Annotated in this window: 23 protein-coding genes and 1 other RNA gene; 11 read left to right on the plus strand and 13 right to left on the minus strand. The window is 41.3% G+C overall.

The features are described from left to right. Window positions 1-159: 159 nt before the first annotated feature. From FTU58_RS05400 to FTU58_RS05410, 3 genes are all read left to right on the plus strand, one after another. Window positions 160-843 (plus strand): MBL fold metallo-hydrolase, encoded by a 684-nt coding sequence (locus FTU58_RS05400; RefSeq protein WP_180062177.1) that lies wholly within the window; start codon window positions 160-162, stop codon window positions 841-843. 44 nt (window positions 844-887) lie between these two features. After that, the gene (locus tag FTU58_RS05405) at window positions 888-1,670 is read left to right on the plus strand and encodes a sulfite exporter TauE/SafE family protein (RefSeq protein ID WP_180062178.1); all 783 of its coding nucleotides are present in this window, start codon (window positions 888-890) and stop codon (window positions 1,668-1,670) included. A 140-nt stretch (window positions 1,671-1,810) separates the two neighbouring features. After that, window positions 1,811-2,128 carry a hypothetical protein gene (locus tag FTU58_RS05410; RefSeq protein ID WP_004975369.1) on the plus strand — a complete coding sequence of 106 codons (318 nt, stop codon included), beginning with the start codon at window positions 1,811-1,813 and terminating at the stop codon, window positions 2,126-2,128. Window positions 2,129-2,222: 94 nt separating this feature from the next. Here the strand turns inward: FTU58_RS05410 and FTU58_RS05415 are convergent, their stop codons facing one another. From FTU58_RS05415 to ssrA, 7 genes are all read right to left on the minus strand, one after another. Continuing rightward, on the minus strand, window positions 2,223-3,005 hold the full coding sequence (locus FTU58_RS05415; protein ID WP_225543583.1) for a hypothetical protein: 783 nt from the start codon (window positions 3,003-3,005) through the stop codon (window positions 2,223-2,225). A gap of 3 nt (window positions 3,006-3,008) precedes the next feature. Continuing rightward, window positions 3,009-3,266, minus strand: a complete 258-nt coding sequence (locus FTU58_RS05420; RefSeq protein ID WP_004975373.1) for a hypothetical protein — start codon at window positions 3,264-3,266, stop codon at window positions 3,009-3,011. A gap of 274 nt (window positions 3,267-3,540) precedes the next feature. Continuing rightward, the gene (locus FTU58_RS05425; protein WP_096902281.1) at window positions 3,541-4,248 is read right to left on the minus strand and encodes an ABC transporter ATP-binding protein; all 708 of its coding nucleotides are present in this window, start codon (window positions 4,246-4,248) and stop codon (window positions 3,541-3,543) included. A gap of 1 nt (window position 4,249) precedes the next feature. After that, window positions 4,250-5,458 (minus strand): ABC transporter permease, encoded by a 1,209-nt coding sequence (locus FTU58_RS05430; protein WP_136144179.1) that lies wholly within the window; start codon window positions 5,456-5,458, stop codon window positions 4,250-4,252. Further along, window positions 5,455-6,606 (minus strand): efflux RND transporter periplasmic adaptor subunit, encoded by a 1,152-nt coding sequence (locus FTU58_RS05435; RefSeq protein WP_180062179.1) that lies wholly within the window; start codon window positions 6,604-6,606, stop codon window positions 5,455-5,457. The genes FTU58_RS05430 and FTU58_RS05435 overlap by 4 nt, the downstream gene beginning before the upstream one ends. 185 nt (window positions 6,607-6,791) lie before the next feature. Beyond that, entirely contained in the window at window positions 6,792-7,034 is a 243-nt protein-coding gene (locus FTU58_RS05440; protein ID WP_004975383.1) for a hypothetical protein, read from the minus strand. A gap of 284 nt (window positions 7,035-7,318) precedes the next feature. Beyond that, window positions 7,319-7,678: a transfer-messenger RNA gene (ssrA, locus tag FTU58_RS05445) on the minus strand. A gap of 130 nt (window positions 7,679-7,808) precedes the next feature. Here ssrA and glpK point away from each other — a divergent pair. After that, window positions 7,809-9,293, plus strand: a complete 1,485-nt coding sequence (glpK, locus tag FTU58_RS05450; protein ID WP_104852385.1) for a glycerol kinase GlpK — start codon at window positions 7,809-7,811, stop codon at window positions 9,291-9,293. 119 nt (window positions 9,294-9,412) lie between these two features. On the opposite strand, the gene FTU58_RS05455 is transcribed toward glpK, so the two are convergent. Both FTU58_RS05455 and FTU58_RS05460 read right to left on the minus strand, forming a co-directional pair. Then, window positions 9,413-10,771 carry an NAD(P)-binding domain-containing protein gene (locus tag FTU58_RS05455; RefSeq protein ID WP_104852384.1) on the minus strand — a complete coding sequence of 453 codons (1,359 nt, stop codon included), beginning with the start codon at window positions 10,769-10,771 and terminating at the stop codon, window positions 9,413-9,415. A gap of 664 nt (window positions 10,772-11,435) precedes the next feature. Then, window positions 11,436-11,642, minus strand: a complete 207-nt coding sequence (locus FTU58_RS05460; protein WP_004975391.1) for a hypothetical protein — start codon at window positions 11,640-11,642, stop codon at window positions 11,436-11,438. Window positions 11,643-12,040: 398 nt separating this feature from the next. Here FTU58_RS05460 and sbmA point away from each other — a divergent pair, with 398 nt between their 5' ends. After that, a complete protein-coding gene (sbmA, locus tag FTU58_RS05465; RefSeq protein WP_180062180.1) occupies window positions 12,041-13,237 on the plus strand; it encodes a peptide antibiotic transporter SbmA in 1,197 nt (398 codons plus the stop codon). Window positions 13,238-13,516: 279 nt separating this feature from the next. Further along, complete coding sequence (locus FTU58_RS05470) at window positions 13,517-14,482, plus strand: hypothetical protein (RefSeq protein WP_180062181.1); 966 nt, start codon at window positions 13,517-13,519, stop codon at window positions 14,480-14,482. A 204-nt stretch (window positions 14,483-14,686) separates the two neighbouring features. Here FTU58_RS05470 and FTU58_RS05475 read toward each other — a convergent pair whose 3' ends face one another. Next, on the minus strand, window positions 14,687-15,229 hold the full coding sequence (locus FTU58_RS05475; RefSeq protein ID WP_257222335.1) for a hypothetical protein: 543 nt from the start codon (window positions 15,227-15,229) through the stop codon (window positions 14,687-14,689). Window positions 15,230-15,712: 483 nt separating this feature from the next. Between FTU58_RS05475 and FTU58_RS05480 the strand changes: the two genes are divergently transcribed. Next, window positions 15,713-16,894, plus strand: a complete 1,182-nt coding sequence (locus FTU58_RS05480) for a helix-hairpin-helix domain-containing protein (protein WP_180062182.1) — start codon at window positions 15,713-15,715, stop codon at window positions 16,892-16,894. A 48-nt stretch (window positions 16,895-16,942) separates the two neighbouring features. Here FTU58_RS05480 and gatB read toward each other — a convergent pair whose 3' ends face one another. Genes gatB through gatC form a run of 3 tightly spaced genes read right to left on the minus strand, consistent with a single transcriptional unit; the run spans window position 16,943 to window position 20,263 of the window. Continuing rightward, on the minus strand, window positions 16,943-18,418 hold the full coding sequence (gene gatB, locus FTU58_RS05485; protein WP_180062183.1) for an Asp-tRNA(Asn)/Glu-tRNA(Gln) amidotransferase subunit GatB: 1,476 nt from the start codon (window positions 18,416-18,418) through the stop codon (window positions 16,943-16,945). After that, a complete protein-coding gene (gene gatA, locus FTU58_RS05490) occupies window positions 18,418-19,896 on the minus strand; it encodes an Asp-tRNA(Asn)/Glu-tRNA(Gln) amidotransferase subunit GatA (protein WP_180062184.1) in 1,479 nt (492 codons plus the stop codon). Before gatA ends, gatB begins: the two co-directional genes overlap by 1 nt. 52 nt (window positions 19,897-19,948) lie before the next feature. Further along, window positions 19,949-20,263 carry an Asp-tRNA(Asn)/Glu-tRNA(Gln) amidotransferase subunit GatC gene (gatC, locus tag FTU58_RS05495; protein ID WP_004975405.1) on the minus strand — a complete coding sequence of 105 codons (315 nt, stop codon included), beginning with the start codon at window positions 20,261-20,263 and terminating at the stop codon, window positions 19,949-19,951. Window positions 20,264-20,400: 137 nt separating this feature from the next. Here gatC and FTU58_RS05500 point away from each other — a divergent pair, with 137 nt between their 5' ends. Genes FTU58_RS05500 through FTU58_RS05515 form a run of 4 tightly spaced genes read left to right on the plus strand, consistent with a single transcriptional unit; the run spans window position 20,401 to window position 23,368 of the window. Then, window positions 20,401-21,447 (plus strand): rod shape-determining protein, encoded by a 1,047-nt coding sequence (locus FTU58_RS05500; protein WP_004975408.1) that lies wholly within the window; start codon window positions 20,401-20,403, stop codon window positions 21,445-21,447. A gap of 16 nt (window positions 21,448-21,463) precedes the next feature. Beyond that, on the plus strand, window positions 21,464-22,321 hold the full coding sequence (mreC, locus tag FTU58_RS05505) for a rod shape-determining protein MreC (protein WP_167846190.1): 858 nt from the start codon (window positions 21,464-21,466) through the stop codon (window positions 22,319-22,321). Then, window positions 22,308-22,814 (plus strand): rod shape-determining protein MreD, encoded by a 507-nt coding sequence (gene mreD, locus FTU58_RS05510; protein ID WP_154320436.1) that lies wholly within the window; start codon window positions 22,308-22,310, stop codon window positions 22,812-22,814. The genes mreC and mreD overlap by 14 nt, the downstream gene beginning before the upstream one ends. Continuing rightward, window positions 22,802-23,368 (plus strand): Maf-like protein, encoded by a 567-nt coding sequence (locus FTU58_RS05515; RefSeq protein ID WP_004975413.1) that lies wholly within the window; start codon window positions 22,802-22,804, stop codon window positions 23,366-23,368. The genes mreD and FTU58_RS05515 overlap by 13 nt, the downstream gene beginning before the upstream one ends. The last annotated feature ends 11 nt before the right edge of the window (window positions 23,369-23,379 follow it).

The following is a 23,379-nucleotide window of genomic DNA, read 5'->3' on the forward strand; positions in this document are numbered from 1 at the left end:
TGAAACACAAAATGCAACAGATGTGAAACATGGAGGATGATCTAAATTAAACAATATCTCTTAATATATTGTATTTTATTAATATATTTAAAAGAGATTAAGTTGGCACTATATTTGCAAAATTAAGAATAACAAAATATAAAACTCAGTATCTATCTCATGATCTTTCATCAATATTTTGAAGCTGACAGCTCGACCTATACTTACTTATTGGCATCTGAACAAACCCGTGAAGCGGTGCTGATTGACCCTGTAATTTCAGAGGTTGAGCAATATGCTGCTTTTCTAGAACAGCATGATTTGCAATTGGTGTATAGCTTAGATACGCACGTACACGCTGACCATATTACTGCTGCCAACGAACTCAGAACACGTTTTGGTTGTAAAACTGTATTACATCGTAATTCAGGTGTGGTGTGTGGCGATATTTTCATTACCGATGGCAGCGCCATTCATGTGGGTGAATTGTTGATTGAAGCACGTTATACCCCGGGTCATACCAACGCCTGTACCAGCTATGTGGTCAATGGCATGGTATTCACTGGCGATGCGTTGTTAATTGATGGTTGTGGTCGTACTGACTTTCAGGAAGGCAACCCAGCGACTTTATATGACAGCATTCATCTACAAATTTTTAGCTTACCTGATGACACTTTGGTGTACCCAGGGCATGACTACAAAGGGCGTGTGTCTTCTACCGTTGGGCAGGAAAAACGCAATAACTCGCGTTTAGGACAAGGGCGCACCAAAGCGGAATTTATTACCCTCATGCAGAATTTAAAACTGCCTTATCCAAAACATATTGATGTGGCTTTGCCTGCCAATAAAGTTTGCGGCAAGTAATGCTTGCACAGCACAACACAGTGATGGAATAGGGGAAAATACGCATGTGGATGTTAATCCTAGAAGGCTTGGCGATTGGTACTTTGCTGGGTTTGACAGGGGCAGGGGGCGGTATTCTTGCCGTTCCTGCACTTATGACAAGTCAGGGCTGGACTGTGGTGCAGGCTGCACCCGTGGGTTTATTGGCAGTCACTTTGGCAGCTTTGGTTGGCACAGTTGAAGGCTTGTTCAAACGTATTGTGCGTTATCGTGCTGCATTGTGGATTGCCTTAATCAGTATTCCATCTGCACGTTATGGGGTGCATTTGGCAGGTATTGTCCCGCCCATTTGGTTAACACTGGCGTTCAGTCTGGTCATGTTTATTGTGGCGTATCGTATTTTCTTTAATAAAGTCAACGACCAAATTAATCCACCGTGTAAGGTAAACCAAAACACAGGACGCTTAATTTGGAATGTTAAAACGGCGTCTTTGCTTGGTGGTGTTGGTGTAATTGCAGGCTTGTTGACGGGTTTGTTGGGTGTGGGCGGTGGTTTTATTATTGTGCCGTTATTGCGTAAATTTACCGATTTGGATATGCGCAGTATCGTCGCAACCTCTTTGATGATTATTTTCCTGATTGGTGGCGTGAGTATTTCAGCACACGTTTTAGATGGCTTTCAGTACCCAATGGCAGTCACCATCACCTTTGTTCTGGCGTGTATTGTCGGGATGTTACTTGGACGTACTTTGGTACATCGCATGAATAGCAATACTGTACAAAAGGTATTTGCTACAACAGTCATTGGTGTTGCGTTCTACCTCATTTATACAGCGATTATGGCTTAAGTCTAATATTTGGATACTATGTTTTTACTTTGAACTGCAGTATTGTGAATAGGTAACGTATTGTTAAGTGTAAGAAAAAGCACTAGACCTAGACCAAATTAAAGATTAGTTTAGCTGTATAAGATGACAAGGAGCCAAGAATGAAAAAACATTTATTTTGTGTGGGTGTCGAGTTCCGCAAAGCATCCGATGAAACAGGCTCTTATGCGTATTTGACCGCATATTTAGGCGCAGATGACTTACATGAAGCGATTGATCGCGTTCAGAAACAACTGGAGCAAGAAGGCAATAAAGTATTGTTCGTTCGTGGTTGCTGGGTTGTCGATGCCGATTGTGATGATGGTTTCTGCCCAACTGAAGAAAGTAATGCTGCCTCTAAAGCAGACCTACTGTTCAACGATGAAATCTATTATGGCAAATTGCAGCAATGGTCAATCAACAATGGCTATGAATACTGAGTAAAATGTTGGCTGAGTAAGATGCCGATGGGTTCAGTTTACTGACCTGTGAATATTTAAAAAACCGCGTTTGAATGATTCAAGCGCGGTTTTTTTATTCTTCATCAACCAAATGAACAAGTACATATTTTTCAAACCAGATCGGAAACTCTCCTTTAAAATCTGGATTAATGATCAATGTATCTCCGTTAGTCACTTCACAGATATAAGAAGCCATATTCTTGGTCGCATTACTTGAGTTATCAAATAAATACGCTCGGTCGGATACTTCAATCGCATCAATCAACATGTGCATAGTGCGGAAATAGCGTTCACGGATTTTAATTTCTTCGACTGGATGACCACCATTTTTCACACGTTGTTTAACTCGGTCCACATTAATATCAGGGTCCTCAGTCGTCACAAAGTATAAATAGGTACGATAGCCTTGCGTTTTAGCATCTCGCAAAAACTCGATTTTACTCTCATGAGACATTACGGTTTCAAATGTAAATCCAACCTTAAGCGTAAGTAACTCTTTACGGATGACATCAAGAATTCGGGCTGCGAGGTAGGAATCAATCGTGTTCCCGCTTAAGTCGATTAAGCTTCCATCAATCACAGGATCTACTGAGAGGAGAGGACTTTTGCTTAGAGTACCATCTGCATTTTTTAGTGGTCGACTTGCTTGAGTAAGATAATCAACCAATATGTTTGCATTAATGCGTATATCAAATTGACTTAGATCAAGAATGGGTGTGGCTTTAAGATCGCGCTCAAGGTTGTCAGCATTCAAAAACAATTTAGATAAACGGCTATCTAAACCATTAATCATCGTACTTTTGCCCGATCCATTTGGACCCGCAAACATTCTGATTCGAGGTGTTTTTGGCAACATAAATTATTCTGCAGTAGCCTCTATGTTACGTTTTCTAATTTTAAAGGTTCTGCGACCATTAAACTGGCGGGCTAGATCAGGGTTCCGACCAGATAACTGTTTGATTAAAACTGGTTTGCCATTCGGGGTTTTGCTGACTAAGGCATCATTTTCCACATAAAGTACTCGATCACTGTGAGCTACTGCAATGAAGCGTTCACGCAAAACGTCAGCTGCAGCTGTAGCGATTTCACTTTCATTGGTTCGGTTTCTAGTTGACATATCTAAAACCTCTAGGTGATTAAGTTTCATGGTTAGCGCGTCAATTCTTGGATTAAGAATAAATTGCTCTATTTAATCAATATATGCGTATTTTGATTAAATTCCAAGAACAGTATGAAGCTAGTAAGTATTATATTTTTGCATTTCTGATGCTATCAGAATACCACATCAACCGTTTTTTAGCATTGTGTCGCATGTAACTTGAAATGCAGATATTTTATTGCTTTTGATATTGAGCTAAAACATCAGTTTCCAGCGCTGAAAACTTTAGAGCCTACTTAAAAGGACGTCCTTCGCCTTGTTCTTCATAAGTCACACCATCTCGAATGTGGTACAAGCGTTTAAAGGTAGGGATGATTTTATCGTCATGTGTGACTACAATAATTGCAGTTTGAAATTTTTCTGCCATTTCGTGTAATAAGCGAATCACGGTCATCGCGCGTACACTATCCAATGGTGCAGTGGGTTCATCGGCTAAAATCACAGGCGGTTGATTAATCAAACCACGTGCAATGGCGACACGCTGTTGTTCACCACCAGACAATTGCCCAGGCATGGCATGTACCCGATGCTGCACATCGAGCGCCGTTAAAATTTCCAATGCGCGGGCGCGGGCAATGTCATTGGCTACGCCTGCTAACATCGGCAGCAGCGCTACATTATCCAAAACATTTAAAAAAGGAATTAAGTACGGGGTTTGGAACATAAAACCAATTTTATCGCGGCGTAAGGCACTTAAGTCTTTGACTAACCAACGTTGATCAAAAATCACCTCATCGCCCAAAGTCATGCGTCCTTCGGTAGGATCAATCACGGCACCTAAACATTTGAGCAAGGTGCTTTTACCCGAACCTGAGGGGCCAATCAGCCCAACCACTTCACCGGGTGCAACCTGCATTTTGACATCTTTTAAGGCATAAAAGGCATTGTCACCTTGTCCAAAACGCTTTTTTAAACCTTCAATTAAAATGCCGTGTGTCATGTTATCCCCCAATTGCTTCGGCAGGGTCAATGCGCAGTGCCATCCGAATTGCAACCAAACTGGCTAACATGCAAATCAGCATCACCGCAATAAATCCAAAAATAGAATCTTGCGGAACCAATAAGACATATTTCGGGAAATATGGTGCGGCAAAGGTTGAACTGATTTTACCAACAGCAAACCCAATTAATCCAAGCGCGAGTGCTTGTTGCAAGATCATCCAAGCGATTGTGCGATTGCGTGTGCCAATTAATTTTAAGACCGCAATTTCACGAATTTTGTCCATAGTCAGGGTATAAATAATAAATGCCACAATCGCGGCGCTGACCAAGGCCAAAATCACCAAAAACATGGCAATTTGTTTGGCGGATGTGGCAATCATTTTGCTGATTAAAATGTGTTCCATCTGCGGGCGGGTATAGACTGTTAGTTGTTGCCAACGCTGAATATGTGCTGCTGTTTCTTCAGCTGAAGCACCTGCATTTAAACGGACTAAAATAGCATTCACATAACGGTTGCTACTTTGTGCATTGAGTACGCTTTCAAGCAAGTCAGGATAAGCAGGGCGGTTATAAATTGGGTTTACTGCAATTCGTCTACGGTCTTGTAAAATGGCAGCATTGTCCTTTTGGAATTGCGCCTGTTGTGCATCTTTCAGCGGAATAAAAATCATCGGGTCACCACCCGAAGACACCATGCGTCGGGTTAAACCCACCACGGTAAAGGTGTTACGACGGATTTTAATACGATCACCCAACTTTAATCCCGTACTCATGTCGGCTACGGCTTCATAGTGCCCGCGGGTCAATTGACGTCCTGCCAATAAATGTGGCGGCCACCCCAAGTTATTCCACGCATGTTCACCTGTTTGAATCCCGACCACCATCGAGCGAATATCTTTATCTTGATGATGCACTTGCATGGTTAAATAAGTAATATTTGAAGCATGCGCCACCCCGGGCATATTCATCACGCTGCGATATAAATCATCACGCACACTTGAAGGTTCTGCATAAGGGCCAAGTGTATCTTGCTGTACTACCCATAGGTCAGCACCACTGTTATTCAGCAGGGCTTTGGCATCATCTACCATGCCGCGATACACGCCAGCCATAATTAAGGTCACACCAATCAGCAAGCCGAGTCCAAAGCCAGTAAATACAAATTTACCCCATGAATGGAAAATATCACGACCTGCTAGACTAATCATTTAGCTGCTCCTGCAAGTTGCTTCACAACCCGTAAACGGTTTTTGGCATGCAGTGGTTTTTCGCTATACAGTACCACTTGATCATTTTTAGATAAGCCTGCGAGCACTTGCACATCGCCCGCTAAATTTGAACGTCCCAATTGAACTTCAACAAATTGTGGTTTTTCTGCTGCAACTTTCCACACCCCCACTTGGTTATCGATACGGTGAACTGCCGCATTGGGAATGGTTAAACTGCGTGCCAATGGTGCGAGGCTGATGGTGACTTCTGCTAACTCACCCAAAGGCGGAAGAGGCGTTGGTGGTTGATTAAAAACCACCTTGGCTAAAATTTCTTCGGTAATGGCATCGGCACGGGGTTCTACCCATAACACATGACCTGCCAAAGCATTATTTTGCCGTGAACGTAAATGAATTTGAGCAGGTAAACCTGCAGCTAAACCAATCGCACTGGATTGATCGAAACGGGCATTCATCCAAATGGAGTTAGGATCGACAATTTCTAGTACTGTTTGACCTGCCACGACTGTTGAACCCGGTTCTGCATAACGTGCAGTGACGACACCTGCGGCTGTGGCCACTAAATTTAAATTATCGCGCTGTGCTTGTAAGGTGTTTAAGTCTGCGCGTGCTTTATTGAGTTCTTGTTGCATCGCGCTGAGTGCCGCCGTTGCCAAATCGAGCTCTTGTTGTTTAATGGCTAAAGATTCTTGGCTGGTGGCATTGATTTTGGCCAGTTGTTGATAACGCTTGACTTGTTGCTGCGCAAAATTTTGACGGATTTGAGTGTCTTGTTGCTGAGCGGTAATTTTTTGGATTATCGCACGTTGAGCCAATAAACGATCTTCCAAATCGACAGGATCCATTTCGCCTAACAGTTGTCCTGCTTGTACGTTATCGCCAATATCTACTTTTAAGTTTTTTAAGCGACCTGCTGCAGTTGGGCCAATTTTATAGTTATAACGCGCTTCAACGGTAGCTATGCCAAACAGGCTAGGTTGAATGGATTGATATTTGGCTTGCGTGAGGGTGACGTTGACAGGGGCAAATGGGCCTGTGCGTAAGACTACGTAAATTAACAATAAAACCAAAGCTACAATGACCACAATCACGGAAATCGTTCGCTTGCCTAAGGGAAATACCTGCATGTGTACTCCGCATAATTTTTTATCAATTAAGGAGAATATAATCTATTTTGTTATTGTGCGGGAGAGTTATTCGGTTTGGGGGATGAAAGCGAAAAATGTTTGGAGATGAATAAACCGTCCAATAAAAAGGCTTAAATCCTAAAAGTGGATTTGAACCTGTATTGTGCAAAAGTGAGCAATCCTGATCATTTTTCGTGAAGTTTTACCTCAATTTGATAGTCGTCTTGGGTCACTTTAATTTTATGGTCTTTATATTTACGTTTGCTTGGCGAGAGTGCAGAGCTAGTCACTGCCTTATGGAAATCACTATCTGACATGAAAAAATAATAAGCCTTATAGCCCAATAATATTTTCTCAATTTTATTGCCTTTAGTCTGAGCATCACTGATCAATGAATTTAGATACTTTAAGCTGATGTTTGCTGACATTCCTGAACCTTAAAATATAAAGTTGAAATTTCTAAGAATTTATAAGCAACAAACATTACAAATTTATGACAAGGGTTGTTTGAGAGATGTACTTCGCTTCAGGTCATTATAGATCTAAAAGTTGTGGGTCAAATTGACGCAATTTTGACCCAATTTATTCAAATTTGGGTCAATTTGTTCTGGATAGCATTGGACGCAAAACCCATAGAAAAAGCCTTAAACACTGATGTTTAAGGCTTTTTTAGTCATATTTAGTTATGTAACTTCATATGAATTTAAGAATTTGGTGGAGATGGCGGGAGTTGAACCCGCGTCCGCCAACACTACACTCGAGAATACTACATGCTTAGATATCGTCTATTGTTTTAACACTCTAAGACCCGACGAACAGGGTTTAAAGTGCGATCCTCTAAGTTTGGTATAAAGTCCCGAGGCTCAACTCTATACGGACTTGTGTGCGTGCGCTTCAGTCGGGTTCACTGACCACAAGTATTCAGTGAAGCGGACAAGCGGCCCTTAGGCAGCTAGAGCGTAAGATTCGTCGTTTGCGACTATTTTAATGCAAATTTGATTTACGAGAGAAAATGCGCTCTCGGCATGCATCTATGAGCTTCATCATCAGCGTCGAAGCCAATAACATCCCCATATCACAGCGCAATCATAGCATAGCTGGCAAAAATTACGATGTATTTTCTGCACAATTACACATTTCGATGCGCTTAGTTACATAATTGCGCTAATATTTTATTTTTCAAGTCAAACACAATAAAAAATATGAGTTATTTACTAGCACTCGATCAAGGCACAACCTCTAGTCGCGCTATCATCTTCAATGAACACGGACAAGTTCAGGCAACGGCACAACGAGAAACCCATATTCAGACCCCACATTCAGGTTGGGTGGAGCAAGATGCTCAAGAAATCTGGTCAAATCAAATTGCTGTGGTGCAACAGGCTCTGGCGACTGCAGGTATTTTGGCTAAAGACATTCGCGCAATTGGTGTGACCAATCAACGTGAAACCACAGTGGTGTGGGATAAACGCACAGGCAAACCATTAGCGCCTGCAATAATTTGGCAAGATCGTCGTGCGGCTGATTGGTGTCATCACCTGATTCAAAATAATCAGATGCAATTGATTCAGGAAAAAACAGGTCTGCGTATCGATCCGTATTTTAGTGCAGGCAAACTGGTGTGGCTGCTTGAGCATGTCGATGGATTAAAAGCATTGGCACAGCAGGGGCATGTGGCTTTTGGCACCATCGACAGTTGGTTAATCTGGAATTTGACCCAAGGCGCAGAGCATGTCATTGAAGCGAGTAATGCTTCAAGAACGATGTTGATGAATTTACATCACCAAACTTGGGATGAAGAATTGCTGGAATTATTTCAAATTCCCGCATCAGTTTTACCTAAAATTATTGCATCCGACAGCTATATTGCAGATACCGCAACGGGTTTATTGGGGGCGAATATCCCAATTACAGGTATTTTAGGCGATCAGCAGGCGGCGTTGTTTGGGCAATCGTGCTTTGAAGTTGGTACAGCAAAAAATACCTACGGCACAGGCTGTTTTATGTTGTTTAATACAGGCAATCAGGTGCAATTTAGCCAAAATAAGTTACTCACTACTTTGGCGTGGCAATGTCAAAATCAAACCCATTTTGCCCTTGAAGGCAGTGTTTTTATGGCAGGTGCTGTAGTGCAATGGCTGCGCGATGGTTTGGGTATTATCCAAAAAAGCAGCGATGTGGAACAACTTGCCAATAGTGTAACTTCTAGCGATGGTGTAGTGCTAGTTCCTGCATTTACAGGGCTTGGTGCGCCACATTGGGACAGTGAAGCGCGAGCGCTTTTATGTGGAATGTCACGTGGCACCAACAAGGCACATATTGCCCGTGCTGCCTTGGAATCCATTGCATTTCAGGTGTCGGATGTACTCACTGCGATGCAATCCGATTTAGATCATCCACTGAAAGAGCTTCGAGTCGATGGTGGTGCTAGTCAAAATGATATGTTGATGCAATTCCAAGCCGATATTTTAAATGTGCCTGTGTTACGTCCTAAAATGTTGGAATCAACCGCTTGGGGAGCAGCAGCTATGGCAGGTTTAAAGGCGGGTGTATTTTCTGACTTATCTGAAATTTCAGCATCTTGGCAGTTAGATCGGGTATTTGAACCCCAAATGAATGAAGCAGAGCGTGCAGAACATTTAGCGCGTTGGCAACAAGCCTTAAAACGTGCTAAGTCAGACTTATAATCAGCGCTATTTCTAAAATAACGCTAAGTTGAAATAAATCTTTAAACCACAAGCCTCATCAGCAAAACTTTTGAGGCTTGTAGCTGTTTTTTCGTTACTTTGATCTTTTAGATTACGCCTTACATTGCCTCACGTTGAGCTTCATCTTCTAGATAACTTTCCAAAGAATCATCTAGTGCATAAAGCCATGGTGTGTGATGCGGTTTAGCCATTTTTCCTGTCATCACTGAGCGATAAACTTTATCTCTAAAGCCCATAATATTTTCTTTTTTATGCTTTTTCCATTGCATGAAAATATCGTGTACTGCATCAATATTGAAAGATGGATAGTCGGTCTGCGCAATCAGGCGTTTGATGTAATCCCCTTGAAAACGTGCAGATTGTTCATCGCTCATTAAGCGTTGTTCTTTTTCATGCAAGGTTTGGGTATGGCTTTGCATTTCGTCTATGCTTGGCAACGCAATTTTGCCCAAAATCACATCGCGGACAAACCATGCCTGCGCATCGAACATATTGAAGGTGTACCATTGATCTTGCATACCCAAATAGAACAAACGTGGATTCTTTTCCCAAACCACACCTTGATATAAACCTAGTGGATAAAGGCAGTTATGCGTTCTGAGGCGCAAGCCATCTTCAATAAACGGGAAGTGGTGTAAATAGCCCGTACATAAAATAATGGCATCAATTTTGGCCGATGTTCCATCACCAAAATAAGCAGTATTTTCATCTACACGCAGTAATTGTGGTTTTTCAGACCAGTTTTTGGGCCACTTAAAGCCCATGGCTTTACTGCGATAGCAACTGTAAATTTGTTTGGCGCCGTATTTATAACATTGCGAACCAATGTCTTCGGCAGAGTAGCTGCTGCCCACCAACAGCACTGATTTACCTTTAAATTCCAGTGCATCACGGAAATCATGCGCGTGTAAAATACGACCATGGAATTGATCAAAGCCTTCATAAACAGGGACACGCGGGGTAGAAAAGTGCCCAGAGGCCACCACAACATAATCAAACTGTTCTGAATAATGACGTTGCTGTGCGTAATCTTCGACATCAACCGTAAATTTTTGCGTCGCATCATCATAATGAATATGCTGAACGGCGGTATTAAAGCGGACTAAGTCTTTCACCTGTGCTTTTTCTGCACGACCTTGAATATAATCCCACAACACTGCGCGTGGCGGATAAGACGCGATTGGTTTTTTGAAGTGTTCATCAAAAGTATAATCGGCAAATTCTAGCGCTTCTTTAGGGCCATTTGACCATAAATAACGGTACATACTGCCGTGGACAGGTTCGCCATGTTCATCTATACCTGTGCGCCAAGTATAGTTCCAGAGTCCACCCCAATCATTTTGTTTTTCGAAACATACAATTTCAGGAACTTGTAGACCTTTGGCCTTTGCTGACTGAAACGCTCTTAATTGGGCCATGCCGCTTGGGCCAGCGCCAATAATTGCAATTCGATCCATTGCTATCTCCATTAGTTTTTGAGTTCTTAATTACTTCTCCAATTTTGAGTGACACAATTCAGGATTTTAAATATCCGCATTATAAAAATAAGCAAATACAATCCTAAATTTAGAGATCAAGTAGATCTTGTCAAAATAGGATGTGAATTAAAAAAATAGAAAAAATAAAACACACTAAAGACAGTAAAAATTGCTTAAGCAACTCATCTTTATAAAAAAATGTGTTTTACAAGAAGCATGATCTTATCATAATTTTTGATTAATTTTGGTTTTGCTTAGTTGTAAAAGTGAATTTAAAGTCATTGCTGTTGTTGTTTTGGTTTGATCAATTGGTATATTTTATTGATTTTTATAGAGAAAATAAGATGAAAATTTAAAGCTAATTTTTATCTCATTTTGCCCAATATAAAGGTGATTTTGATGAGATTGTTGCAAAATCTACAATGATATACAGAGGATTGAAAACTGAATCTTAGGCAACATTTTCAGAGAGCCATACCCGAAGTGGACTTCTGAAAAATTAAAAGGATGCTGTGATTGATAGGTGTAATGAAAGTTTAGTTTTTATAAGCCATGAAAGCAGTAGCGTATTTATCAAGCTTTATCTAATGATTGAATGTGCTTTGCGTACATTCAATCATTAAAGTTTGTGGCGACTCAGTAATTAAAGTTTACGCCACACCTTATTTTCATCTTCTAAAGAGACAGTAAAGTTAAATTCGTCGTCTACGGTAACCAAGTAGGAGTTAGGATTAACCAATAAAACTTTTAAAATTGTACCTTGCTCGAATTCAATTGGTGCGCAGTTTTCTTTACGTAGAACAATAGGTTCAAGTAGCTCAATAGCAATGTTTTCTGTTGGAGATTCCATACCGCACCCTAAATGAGTTATTTTTAATCAACTGTATTATATAGTAAATTGATGAATAATCTACACAAAATCGTAAATTTGTGTCGGGTTTAAACATTTGGTATTTAAATGGTTGGTCAAAAAAACGCAATAAATATCTCCAATACTGCATAATTTGACACTTTAAAAATATAGAGAAAAATTGCAATTTCATTTAATTTTTTAGATGAATGGCAAATGAACAGCGCAGTAAAATATAGCCGATTGATGAAATTTACAGTTTTCAGTATAAAAATAAAATTATTGCTGAAAAAACAGCGTATAAAGTATAAAAGTTAAAGTATCCATCCACGCTTTTTTAAGTGGTGAAGGCACTGGGTTTTACATTCCAATTTAAAAAATAAAGGCTTTTTGTCTGCATGTTTAAGTCATTTTTTCCAAATCCAAAGTGGTTTTTTATTTCATTGCTTGTTTGGTTCGCGATCAATCTAGCCTTGTGGTATTCAGGCGGTAGCGCATGGGGTAGCTTGATTGGCCTTCCGCAAGGTTATGCTGAAGCAACATTACCCATCGATGTCAGCCGTTTTTGGTCACCTGCATTTTTATGGTTTTACCTGTGGTTTTTTGTGGCAACGACGCTGTTTGCCATTTTCTGGAAACTTAAAGCAAATCACCCATGGCAGCGCTGGTCTGTATGGGGATCGGCATTCATCCTGTTTAATATTTGGTTTGGGGTACAAGTCAATGTTGTGGTGAATGCTTGGTACAACCCATTTTATGACCTGATTCAAAAAATGCTCAGTAGTGGTGGTGGAGATGTCAATGAGCTCTATACAGGCGTGCTGACCTTTTTATACATCGCCATGGTGGCTGTGACCTTAATGGTTTTGAACTTGTTTTTTGTCAGTCACTATGTCTTCCGTTGGCGTACGGCAATGAATAATTATTACACCGCACATTGGGAAAAACTCAGACATATTGAAGGTGCATCACAGCGTATTCAAGAAGATACCATGCGTTTTGCCAGAACCATGGAAACTTTAGGGGTGAATTTAGTCGAAGCCCTAATGACTTTGTTGGCATTTTTACCTGTGCTGTTTAGTTTGTCTGTGCATGTCAAAGCCTTGCCTATAATTGGGGAAATTCCGTATGCCTTAGTGTGGGCGGCTGTTGGCTGGGCAGTATTTGGTACGGTGGTGTTGATGGTGGTGGGTGCAAAACTTCCAGGTTTGGAATTTAACAACCAAAAAGTCGAAGCTGCATATCGTAAAGAACTGGTTTATGGTGAAGATCATCCAGAACGTGCCGATCCGCTGAGTTTAAAAGAACTGTTTAGCAAGGTGCGCTTTAATTATTTCCGTCTATATTTCCACTACGCCTATTTTAACTTGGTGCGTATTTGGTATATGCAATTAGACAATATTTACGGCTTATTTGTGTTATTCCCAAGCATTGCCGCAGGGGCAATTACCTTGGGCTTGATGATGCAAATCGCCAACGTATTTGGCAAAGTCCGTGAGTCGTTCCAGTACCTCATCGCGTCTTGGCCGACTATTATTGAGCTCTTGTCTATTCATAAGCGTTTAAAAGCATTTGAATCGACCTTGGATCAATAGTTTTGATGGCGACATTCATAAGTGTTGTGGATGTCGCGTTCGAATGTTTAGAGTGGTGACTGCCAAATATAAATTGATCTGAACAGTTGTATAAAAATAATACTGGTGCTAGTGTTCAAAATCATAAAAAACTGTGATGAATTGGATTGTTTTATAAAAATATCAAACTTGATTCAAATAAAATTATGATTAATTAACTATAAAATCAAGGTGTTGTATTTGTTATTTTCCGCTAATTCATATATTTTCATTGATATAAAAACAATTGAGAATTGAGACGTGACCTGCAAAAAATTACTCTTGATTGGGGGAATTGGCAGCCTATTATTTGGTTGTGCAACAGTTGATCAATTTAGCCCAAATTCGGTGAAGCATTTTGCATCTGCACAAGAACTGATTGTTCAAAAAAACTTAAATCAGCCCAGTGGTGCTGCTAAAGAATATGTCTATTATTGGGGGCCACAGCGCAAAGATCAGCCTGCTGAATCTATGATTCCACGTAAATATATGGGCAGCTATTGTCAGTCACAAAATGGACGCTTAACGCTGGCCTATAAAAGCTCAATGAGTTTAGTCAAAAATGCATGGTCTAAAAAACTACTCAATACTTATCGAGATGTAAAACAGGGGATTGGGGCATACCGCTGTGTAGGTAGTCAGGGTGATAGTTGGATTGTCTCAATTGAGCCTGTGGCAGAGCGCCAGTCGGAACAGCGTGGTGAAGCGCGAGTGGTGAGTTTGGTCACTAAAATAATGTCTGAAGATGAAGCGCGACGTTTTTACCGAGCGGTTTCTACATCTGCAAAGACTGCACCTAAAGCAGCTCCAAGTAATCCAAAAACAACAAATGCAACTAAAGTTGCTGAAGTGAAAGAAAAACCTGAAGAGAAAAAAGAGCCTGTAGTTGCATCATTAAAAACAGCTCCACCACGTGTGGTTGAAACACCACAACAGCAACAGACACGTTTATATGTCGCTGCGCGTCGTGATTTAAATAGTGGGCGTAATCAGATTAATGCCTGTAATAATGCACAACGTGCTTATAACTATGGCAAGTTACAGGGCGCAGAGGGTACACGTATTTATACAGAATCTGGTATGTTGGTGGCACGTTGTTTAACGGGTGTTTCGAGTTATCGGAGTCGTTTTCCAAATTCAGATGCACAGGTAAAACGTATTTTGCAGAATTTAGCCAATAATTATAATCATGCAGGGGCTAAGAATATGTTAAGAGGCATGAAGTGAGGAGCGCATAATTTCTGATCTGCTCTTCATTTTAAAATTTAAATATTTATCTCTCCCTTGCACCACAGTGCAGTTTATCACTAGTGCTTGTTTTAAAGACCTTTTCAATATCCAATATTAAATTTTTGATGGCATTTAATGGGTAATGGAAGCTCCTTCTCCCACTTGGATGAGCAGTACTGCTGCGCAAGGGGGAGGGGTGATTTAAAAGGTAAAACTAAATAAGATCAGGATAAAACTGCTCAAATTCTTTATTCTCGCCTCACCACGTAATAAATAGCCTTTGGGCTGAATATAACTATAAATTTCTCGTGCAGGCTGTTCATGCCAGCCAATATTAAATGCACAAAGTTTTGGGAAAAATTGTAGATGGTTGTAATTCAAATTATTATGAATCCAATAGGCGAGTTGTTGCCAATTGCTTTGGTCTTTTTCATACAGTGCTAAAAATGATGGAATGACAATACACGCCGTTGCCCCATAACCTTTTGTATCGGGATAGTCCCAAATGTGACTGGCAAAGTTTTTCTCGTTACTGGCGCAGTTATGTCCTTTTTCATTACCAAGTTGGTTGACGCTTGGTGAGCGATAAGCGGAGCGAATCGCAATTCGTCCAAATTTATCTTGGAGTGGTTCGAGCAGTTGTTGGCAGAGTTCTTTGCCTGTGCGAATGGCAATGTCAGGATGGTCGGGGAAGTTGGGTACACCATACCAATTAGCGATTTCGCTATAGAGGAAGTCACGCATAAAGAAAGACTTTGAAAGTTGAATTCGTCCTAAGTCTTCGAGTTTGGCGATGGATGATACTTTTTGATGGTCATATTGTTTTTGGTGTGATTTTTGGATTGATTGTATATTTTAAATGTTGAAAATTAAATAATAATCCTCTCCCTAGCCCTCTCCTTTAAAAAGGAGAGGGAACCACGCGTATCCAATGGATTACGTGACAAGTCCCCCTTTGGAAAAAGTGAGAAGCGAAGCTTGGCAAGGAAGGGGATTCTGAAATCACGCATAAAGAAAGACTTTGAAAGTTGGATACGTCCCAAGTCTTCGAGTTAGATGATTGAGGTTACTTTTTTGATGGTCATGTTTGTTGTGAGCATGAAGTGTTTGGGTTGATTGTAAGGTTAAATTTTCTATGCGCAAATGAGTATTTTGAGCACATAAAAAATTAGTTTCAGATTATATTATTGTATGTTTAGCTTTTGAAAAATTGAGGTTTTTGGGGAAATGAACAAGAAAGAAGAAGCTTTAAGAATTGTTGAAGAAGGAATCAAAGAATTAGAATCTCAAAAAGGAAGTATAACAGTTGGCGTACAAAAGCTCTCGAGGGCTTCAAACTTACTAGAAGAAAAAAATTATTATATTTGGGCGGAAATTGAACTTGGAAATGAGAAGTTTATCCAACCCTTAAAAGAATTTCTTTCAAAAATTATGGAAGATAATGAAAAACAAAAAGATATAAAGATTTATAAAGATGAAGAATATAAACCTCTGTTAGAAAAGCTTACAGAGGTTGACATAGATATTCAGTTTATCTGTACTACAATTTTTTTTCGTTTAAAAACAAATTCAGCAACAGGTGGTCTTGATAAATCTATTCATCATCTTGAGGATCATTTAAGCTATCTTAAGAAACATAGTAATGATAAAACTTTGTATTTGAATAATGTTCAAGAGAGGTTGGCTTATGTTAAGGGTGAATGTCATAAGTATCTAACTGATTTATATAATAGATTGAAATTTTCAGGAACAGTTGCTTCAGGCTTTGATCTCTTAAAAAATGCAGTAGATGACAAATTACTTGATCTCGATCCTGAAATTGCTGAACAACTCATGTTAGCTTTTAAATCAGTTTCCTCGGATTCTAAAGAAGAATGGTCTCAGGCTTTAGCAACATGTAGGCGTTTATTAGAGAGCTTAGCAGATAGGTTATATCCTGCTACAGACGAAAATATTAATGGGCGTACTTTTAAACAAAATCAGTATATAAACCGAATTTGGAGATTCATGGATCTCTCTATTGAATCGAAAAGCAATAAAGATATGGCCAAAGCCCATTTAGATTATTTGGGGAGTTGGATGGCTGCTGATTACACCTTAACTTGTAAAGGTGTACATACAGAGGTATCACAATTAGAAGCAACAAAAGCTATGTTCCATATTTATTTAATGCTTGCAGATCTTCTAGAGTATTTAAATGTTGATCCTAGAAGTAGAACAACTCAACCATTGATCACAGAGGTTTCATTGGATGAAATTGAAGCATTACTTAATGTAAAGAGGGATGTGGCCAAAGCAATTGTAGTGGCAAGAGTCAAAAATAATGGTTTAACGCTTAAGCAACTATCAGAAGTACAAGGCGTAGGTCCAAAGACAATTGAAAAAGCAAAGGAAGTTTTTAAATTCTGAAAAAGAAAACCCGCTCTTAAGCGGGTTTTCTTTTAAAAAAAGACTAAATCAACCAATCAATTTCTTCATCAACTCATTTACTTGTGCAGGGTTGGCTTTGCCTTTCGCAGCTTTCATTACCTGACCAACAAGACCGTTAAAGGCTTTCTCTTTACCAGATTTATACTCTTCAACCATCTTCTCGTTCGCAGCAAGTACGTCTTTAATAATTGCTTCAATTGCGCCTGTATCTGTTTCCTGCTTTAAGCCTTTTTCAGCAATGATTTCATCCGCAGATTTGCCTTCTTCCCACATAAAGCCGAATACTTGCTTCGCGATCTTACCGTTAATTGTGTTGTCCACAATACGCGCGATCATACCGCCAAGTTTTTCCGCAGATACAGGAGAATCCGCCAAATCTAAGCCTGCTTTGTTTAAAGCACCTGAGAATTCGCCCATTACCCAGTTTGCAGCAATCTTACCTTGTGCCGCACCACCAGCCGCAGCAACTACAGCTTCGTAAAATTCTGACATTTCACGAGTTAGTGTAAGCACGTGAGCATCGTACTCAGTCACACCAAAGTCCGCCACGAAACGCGCACGACGTGCAGCAGGCAATTCAGGCATAGTGGCTTTAATTGCTTCAATTTGCGCATCTGGAATAACCACAGGCAACAAATCTGGATCAGGGAAGTAGCGGTAATCGTTCGCTTCTTCCTTCGAACGCATTGAACGCGTTTCCATCTTCACAGGGTCAAACAAACGTGTTTCCTGATCAATGGTGCCATCCCATTCCAAGATTTCCATTTGACGTTCAATTTCAACATTGATTGCCTGTTCAATGAAACGGAATGAGTTCAGGTTTTTCAATTCACAACGTGTACCGAAAGGTTGTCCCGGACGACGTAATGACACGTTACAGTCCGCACGGAATGAACCTTCCGCCATATTACCGTCAGAAATACCTAACCAACGAACCAGTGTGTGAATCGCTTTAATGTAAGCAACCGCTTCTTCAACCGAACGCATATCTGGCTCAGATACTATTTCCAATAAAGGTGTGCCTGCACGGTTTAAGTCAATACCTGACATGCCTTCAAATTGGTCGTGAATCGATTTACCTGCATCTTCCTCAAGGTGTGCACGGGTTACGCCAATGCGTTTGGTCGTGCCATCTTCAAGTTGGATGTCGATATGACCTAAACCGACAATAGGGTTGTCCATCTGGCTGATCTGGTAGCCTTTTGGAGAATCCGGGTAGAAATAGTTTTTACGTGCAAATACAGATGCTTGGTCGATGTAAGCATCAATGCCCAAACCAAAACGGATTGCCAAGTCCACCACTTCTTTATTCAGCACAGGCAAGACGCCCGGCATAGCTAAATCAACAAGGCTGGCTTGCGTATTTGGGTCTTGACCAAATTCGGTTGATGAACCTGAGAAAATTTTAGAATTGGTTGCAAGCTGAGTGTGAATCTCAATACCAATCACGACTTCCCAACCATCAATCAGGTTTGATTTTGGTTTAGCGGTATTCTTCGCCATTATGCGTTCTCCTCAGCAATTGCAGCGCGTTGAGTATGCCAATCTGTCGCTTGTTGATACTGATGTACCACAGATAACAGTTGTGATTCAGACCAGTAATTGCCAATCAATTGTAAACCTACAGGCAAGTGATCTTGGTCAAAACCAACAGGCGCACTAATTGCTGGTAAGCCTGCCAAGTTCACCGCGATGGTGTAAATATCGCCCAAATACATTTCAACAGGGTCTAAAGACGCGCCAATTTTATATGCAGTGGTTGGTGCAGTCGGTGCTGCAATTACATCTACCTGTTCAAAGGCTTTTAAGAAGTCTTGCTGAATTAAACGACGAACTTTTTGTGCTTTCACGTAGTAAGCATCGTAATAACCCGCAGAAAGAGCATACGTACCAATCAAGATACGACGTTGCACTTCTGCACCAAAACCTTCAGAACGTGAGCGTTTGTAAAGGTCTAAAATATCTTGCGGATTTTCTGCACGGTAGCCATAACGCACACCATCGTAACGTGAAAGGTTAGATGATGCTTCTGCAGGAGCAATCAGATAGTAAGTCGGGACGTAACTTTCAGTCATGTTGAGATCAATCTCAACCAATACTGCGCCCAATTCTTCTAATTTTTTTAGTGATTCTTCAACACGTGCTTTCACCGCAGCATCTAAACCTGCCACATTGAAGTATTGTTTCGGAATACCAATGCGTAAGCCTTTGAGCGTTGTTGCATTCAGGTTAGCCACATAATCTTCAACCGCTTTATCCATAGAGGTTGAGTCTTTGGCGTCATGACCAGCCATTACATTCATTAAATATGCGCAGTCTTCTGCAGAGCGTGCCATTGGGCCTGCCTGATCTAAAGAAGATGCATAAGCAATGATGCCGTAACGTGAAACACGTCCATAGGTTGGTTTAAGACCAGTTAAACCACAGAATGATGCAGGCTGACGAATTGAACCGCCAGTGTCTGTACCCGTAGCAAAAGGAGCAAGGTCAGCCGCTACAACGGCTGCCGAACCACCCGATGAACCACCTGGTACGTGATCTAGCGCCCATGGGTTTTTGGTTGCGCCGTAGAATGAACTTTCAGAGGTTGAACCCATTGCGAATTCGTCCATGTTCACTTTACCTAAAGTGACCAAACCTGCTGTTTTACCTTGTGCAACCACGGTTGCATCATAAGGTGAAATAAAGTTATCCAGCATTTTTGAACCCGCAGAGGTTTTAATGCCTTGGGTACAAAAAATATCTTTATGTGCAACAGGAATACCTGTCAGTGCTGTCGCTTGACCCGCCTGACGTAATGCATCGGCTGCATCTGCCTGTGCCAGTGCTACTTCATTGGTCACGGTGACATAAGAGCGCACTTGCGGATCAATTTTGGCAATACGTTTTAAATAATGTTCTGTTAGTTCGCGAGAGGAGAATTTGGCTGCCGCTAAACCCTCAGAGATTTCACGAATCGATAAGCGATGTAAATCTGTCATGAGAAAAATTCTTTTACCTTTTTATGAAGTCAAAATGTAACAGCCGAATAAATTATTCAATCACACGTGGAACAAGGTACAAGCCATCCTGAACTGCAGGGGCAACAGCTTGATATTGCTCACGATGATTCTGTTCGGTTACGACGTCTTCACGTAATGGTTGAGGGTGGTCAAATGGGCTTTTTAAAGGCTCAACGTCATCGGTATTTATGCCTTTTAAGCTTTCCATCATGCCTAAAATTTTATTTAGACTTTGAGCATACTCAGCAGATTGCGTATCATTGAGTTTAAGACGAGCAAGATGGGCAATTGCTGAAACTGTTTGTGCATTTAAATCTGCAGAATGCTGAGCATCCGAGGTAGACATAACATCACCTAAAATCAGTATTAATAAAAAATTTCAAAATATCGTGCGTTATAATAAGCGATTGACTTGTTCAACGCACCACATTTAGTTAAAGTTGCCAACTTGCGTCCACATAAAGTTTAATCGAGAACGACTCCGTGATTCTAAAACGACTAATTGGCTTGTTTTCGCCAGACCTAGCCATTGATTTAGGTACAGCAAATACACTTATTTATGCGCCAGGACGAGGCATTATATTAAATGAACCGACAGTTGTGGCAATTCGTCACAGCGGTTCACAGAAAATTGTTGCCGCAGTCGGTCTTGATGCCAAACAAATGTTGGGTCGTACCCCTGCAAACATTTCTGCAATTCGCCCAATGAAAGATGGTGTCATCGCTGATTTTGAAGTGACTGAAACCATGCTGAACCAATTTATTGGCAAAGTGCATGAAAAACGTTTATTCCCACCTGCACCGCGTGTAGTGGTGTGTGTACCATGCAAATCTACTTTGGTAGAGCGCCGTGCCATTCGTGAAGCCGTGTTTAATGCGGGCGCACGTGATGTACGTTTAATTGAAGAGCCAATGGCAGCAGCAATTGGTGCAGGTATGCCTGTCGAGCAAGCTTGTGGCTCAATGGTGGTAGATGTTGGTGGTGGCACGACAGAAATCGCGATTATTTCATTACAAGGTTGTGTTTATTCAGATTCATTGCGTATTGGTGGCGATGTGTTTGATGAGCAAATCATTAACTACGTGCGCAAGGCACATGGTTGTGTGATTGGTGAAACCACAGCAGAAACTATTAAGAAAGAAGTTGGCATGGCATTGCCAGATGAAGGTGCTAAACCACTGGAAATTGAAGTGCGTGGTCGTAACTTGGCAGAAGGTGTGCCACGTGCCATTACTGTAACTTCTGATGAAATTACCCAAGCCATTTCTGATCCGTTACAAAGCATTGTATCGGCAGTAAAATCTGCACTGGAACAAACTCCACCAGAACTTTCTTCCGATATTGCAGAGCGTGGAATTGTGCTCACCGGTGGCGGTGCGTTATTGCGTAACCTAGACAAGCTTTTGGCACAGGAAACTGGCTTGCCTGTGGTAGTCGCAGAAGAACCATTAACTTGCGTTACCCGTGGTGGTGGCAAGGTCTTGGAATTCTTTGATAATCCAAACCACGATATGTTATTTGTTGGCTAATACATAGGATTCGGCGGTGCAAACAAATCTGTTTTCCAGACAACCGCCATCTTTTCGCTCTTTTATAATTGCGGTCATTACTTGCTTGGTCATCCTGTTCTTTAACTGGCGTGTCCCGCATGTAATTCAACCTGCACGTGATGTTTTGTATGCGGCATATAATCCAATTTATGCCCTTGCAAGCTATCCTGTATTGTCGCGAGAATGGCTAAGTCAACAAAGTAAGTCTGAGGCTCAATTGCGTCGTGAAAATACCGCGATGCAGGCAGAGCTATTACAGGCTCAAGTCCGTTTGCAAAAATTGTCTGAACTCTCTGCAGAAAATACCCGCCTGCGTGGTCTACTCGATACGCCTCTAATCATTGATGGACGCATGGAAATTGCTGAAGTAATTGGTACCGATGCCGATCCTTTGCGCCACATTATTGTGATTAACCGTGGTTCACAAAATCAGCTCAAAGTCGGGCAAACCGTTTTGGATGATAAAGGCATTATGGGGCAGATCATTGCTGTGTATCCACACAGTAGCCGTGTCATGTTGCTTTCTGACAAAGAACACTCACTTTCAGTGCGTTTGGAACATACAGGCATGCGAGCCATTGTGTCGGGTACGGGCGATTTAGGGCGTTTGAAAATGGAATATGTACCGACCAGTGCCAATATTCAGGTTGGAGAGAAAGTCTATAGCTCAGGCTTGGGCGAGCATTTCCCTGCAGGATATTTGGTTGGAAGCATTGCCAAAATCAGCCGACATAATTCTGGTGAGTTTGCACAAATTGATGTGATGCCTGCAGCACAATTGGCGGGTGGTCATCATGTGGTGGTGCTGTTCTCAGAATCTTTAGCGAAGGAGCAGCCAAATGCCAATCGCTAAAATTGGACAAACCCGACTCGGACAAAACAAGAATAAAGATCCACTATTTCCGATTATTTTTTCTGTAATTGCTGCATCTGTACTCATGGTGTATCCGCTGTCTTATACAGGCTCGGGTTGGCGACCATTGTTTATGTTGATGGTGACCTTGTTTTGGGTGCTTGGGCAACCAACTTGGTGTGGTATTTGGTTTGCCTTTGGTACAGGCTTGTTTGCAGACTTGCTCCTCGATGCACCTTTGGGCATGAATGCCCTAAGTTTTGTGGTGATTACTTTTGTGGCGCGTTTCCTGACTCGTGAGCGCCGTATTATGACGTTTGCGAATTTATGGGTCATTAGTGTAATCGCAATTTTGGCTCACCTCGCCCTGATTTGGGTGATGCAAGTCATGGGTGGGATTCAGTTCCCATTTGCCCGTCATTGGCAACCTTTGCTGAGTAGTATTTTGCTCTGGCCTGTGCTGTATTATTTCTTGCGAAAATGGCGCATTTAATTCTTGCCTCAAGTTCACCGCGCCGTCGGGAACTCCTGCAACAGCTTGGGCTGGAATTTGAAATTTACAGTCCAGACATCGATGAATCTATTTTAGCGGGCGAAGATGTTGCCGCGTATGTTGAGCGGTTGGCATGTGCCAAAGCCGATGCGGTTTTACGGCTATTTCCTGATGCTATTGTGATTGCTGCCGATACCAGTCTAGGCGTAGATGGGCAGATTTTGGGCAAGCCAGAATCCAAAGCACATGCCTTTGCCATTTGGTCACAACTTTCTGGTCGAAAACATGATGTTTTTTCAGGGGTTTGTGTGCGTACAAAACAGAAAAAATCCAGTATAGTGGTACGTACACAGGTTGAATTTCAATCGCTTAGCCTAGATGATATGGAAAGCTACTGGGCAACAGGTGAGCCGATTGGAAAAGCGGGTGCTTATGCGATTCAGGGCATCGCAGCACGTTATATTCCGCGTATTGAGGGCAGTTATAGCAATGTTGTCGGCCTGCCACTCTATGAAACCGTACAGTTATTACAGACAGTTAAGGCACTAAATTAACTGCTGCACAA

The sequence above is a fragment of the Acinetobacter sp. YH12120 genome (assembly GCF_013418795.1).
Taxonomy (GTDB): domain Bacteria; phylum Pseudomonadota; class Gammaproteobacteria; order Pseudomonadales; family Moraxellaceae; genus Acinetobacter; species Acinetobacter towneri.

Excerpts from the sequence above, each read along its gene's own strand:
- FTU58_RS05405 (WP_180062178.1), top strand. The coding sequence starts at position 888 with ATGTGGATGTTAATCCTAGAAGGCTTGGCGATTGGTACTTTGCTGGGT.
- sbmA (WP_180062180.1), top strand. The coding sequence starts at position 12,041 with ATGTTTAAGTCATTTTTTCCAAATCCAAAGTGGTTTTTTATTTCATTG.
- FTU58_RS05400 (WP_180062177.1), top strand. The coding sequence starts at position 160 with ATGATCTTTCATCAATATTTTGAAGCTGACAGCTCGACCTATACTTAC.
- FTU58_RS05425 (WP_096902281.1), bottom strand. The coding sequence starts at position 4,248 with ATGACACACGGCATTTTAATTGAAGGTTTAAAAAAGCGTTTTGGACAA.
- FTU58_RS05460 (WP_004975391.1), bottom strand. The coding sequence starts at position 11,642 with ATGGAATCTCCAACAGAAAACATTGCTATTGAGCTACTTGAACCTATT.
- FTU58_RS05480 (WP_180062182.1), top strand. The coding sequence starts at position 15,713 with ATGAACAAGAAAGAAGAAGCTTTAAGAATTGTTGAAGAAGGAATCAAA.
- gatB (WP_180062183.1), bottom strand. The coding sequence starts at position 18,418 with ATGGCGAAGAATACCGCTAAACCAAAATCAAACCTGATTGATGGTTGG.
- FTU58_RS05430 (WP_136144179.1), bottom strand. The coding sequence starts at position 5,458 with ATGATTAGTCTAGCAGGTCGTGATATTTTCCATTCATGGGGTAAATTT.
- glpK (WP_104852385.1), top strand. The coding sequence starts at position 7,809 with ATGAGTTATTTACTAGCACTCGATCAAGGCACAACCTCTAGTCGCGCT.
- FTU58_RS05455 (WP_104852384.1), bottom strand. The coding sequence starts at position 10,771 with ATGGATCGAATTGCAATTATTGGCGCTGGCCCAAGCGGCATGGCCCAA.
- FTU58_RS05515 (WP_004975413.1), top strand. The coding sequence starts at position 22,802 with ATGGCGCATTTAATTCTTGCCTCAAGTTCACCGCGCCGTCGGGAACTC.
- gatC (WP_004975405.1), bottom strand. The coding sequence starts at position 20,263 with ATGTCTACCTCGGATGCTCAGCATTCTGCAGATTTAAATGCACAAACA.
- FTU58_RS05420 (WP_004975373.1), bottom strand. The coding sequence starts at position 3,266 with ATGTCAACTAGAAACCGAACCAATGAAAGTGAAATCGCTACAGCTGCA.
- gatA (WP_180062184.1), bottom strand. The coding sequence starts at position 19,896 with ATGACAGATTTACATCGCTTATCGATTCGTGAAATCTCTGAGGGTTTA.
- FTU58_RS05435 (WP_180062179.1), bottom strand. The coding sequence starts at position 6,606 with ATGCAGGTATTTCCCTTAGGCAAGCGAACGATTTCCGTGATTGTGGTC.
- FTU58_RS05415 (WP_225543583.1), bottom strand. The coding sequence starts at position 3,005 with ATGTTGCCAAAAACACCTCGAATCAGAATGTTTGCGGGTCCAAATGGA.
- FTU58_RS05440 (WP_004975383.1), bottom strand. The coding sequence starts at position 7,034 with ATGTCAGCAAACATCAGCTTAAAGTATCTAAATTCATTGATCAGTGAT.
- mreD (WP_154320436.1), top strand. The coding sequence starts at position 22,308 with ATGCCAATCGCTAAAATTGGACAAACCCGACTCGGACAAAACAAGAAT.
- FTU58_RS05410 (WP_004975369.1), top strand. The coding sequence starts at position 1,811 with ATGAAAAAACATTTATTTTGTGTGGGTGTCGAGTTCCGCAAAGCATCC.
- FTU58_RS05475 (WP_257222335.1), bottom strand. The coding sequence starts at position 15,229 with ATGCGTGACTTCCTCTATAGCGAAATCGCTAATTGGTATGGTGTACCC.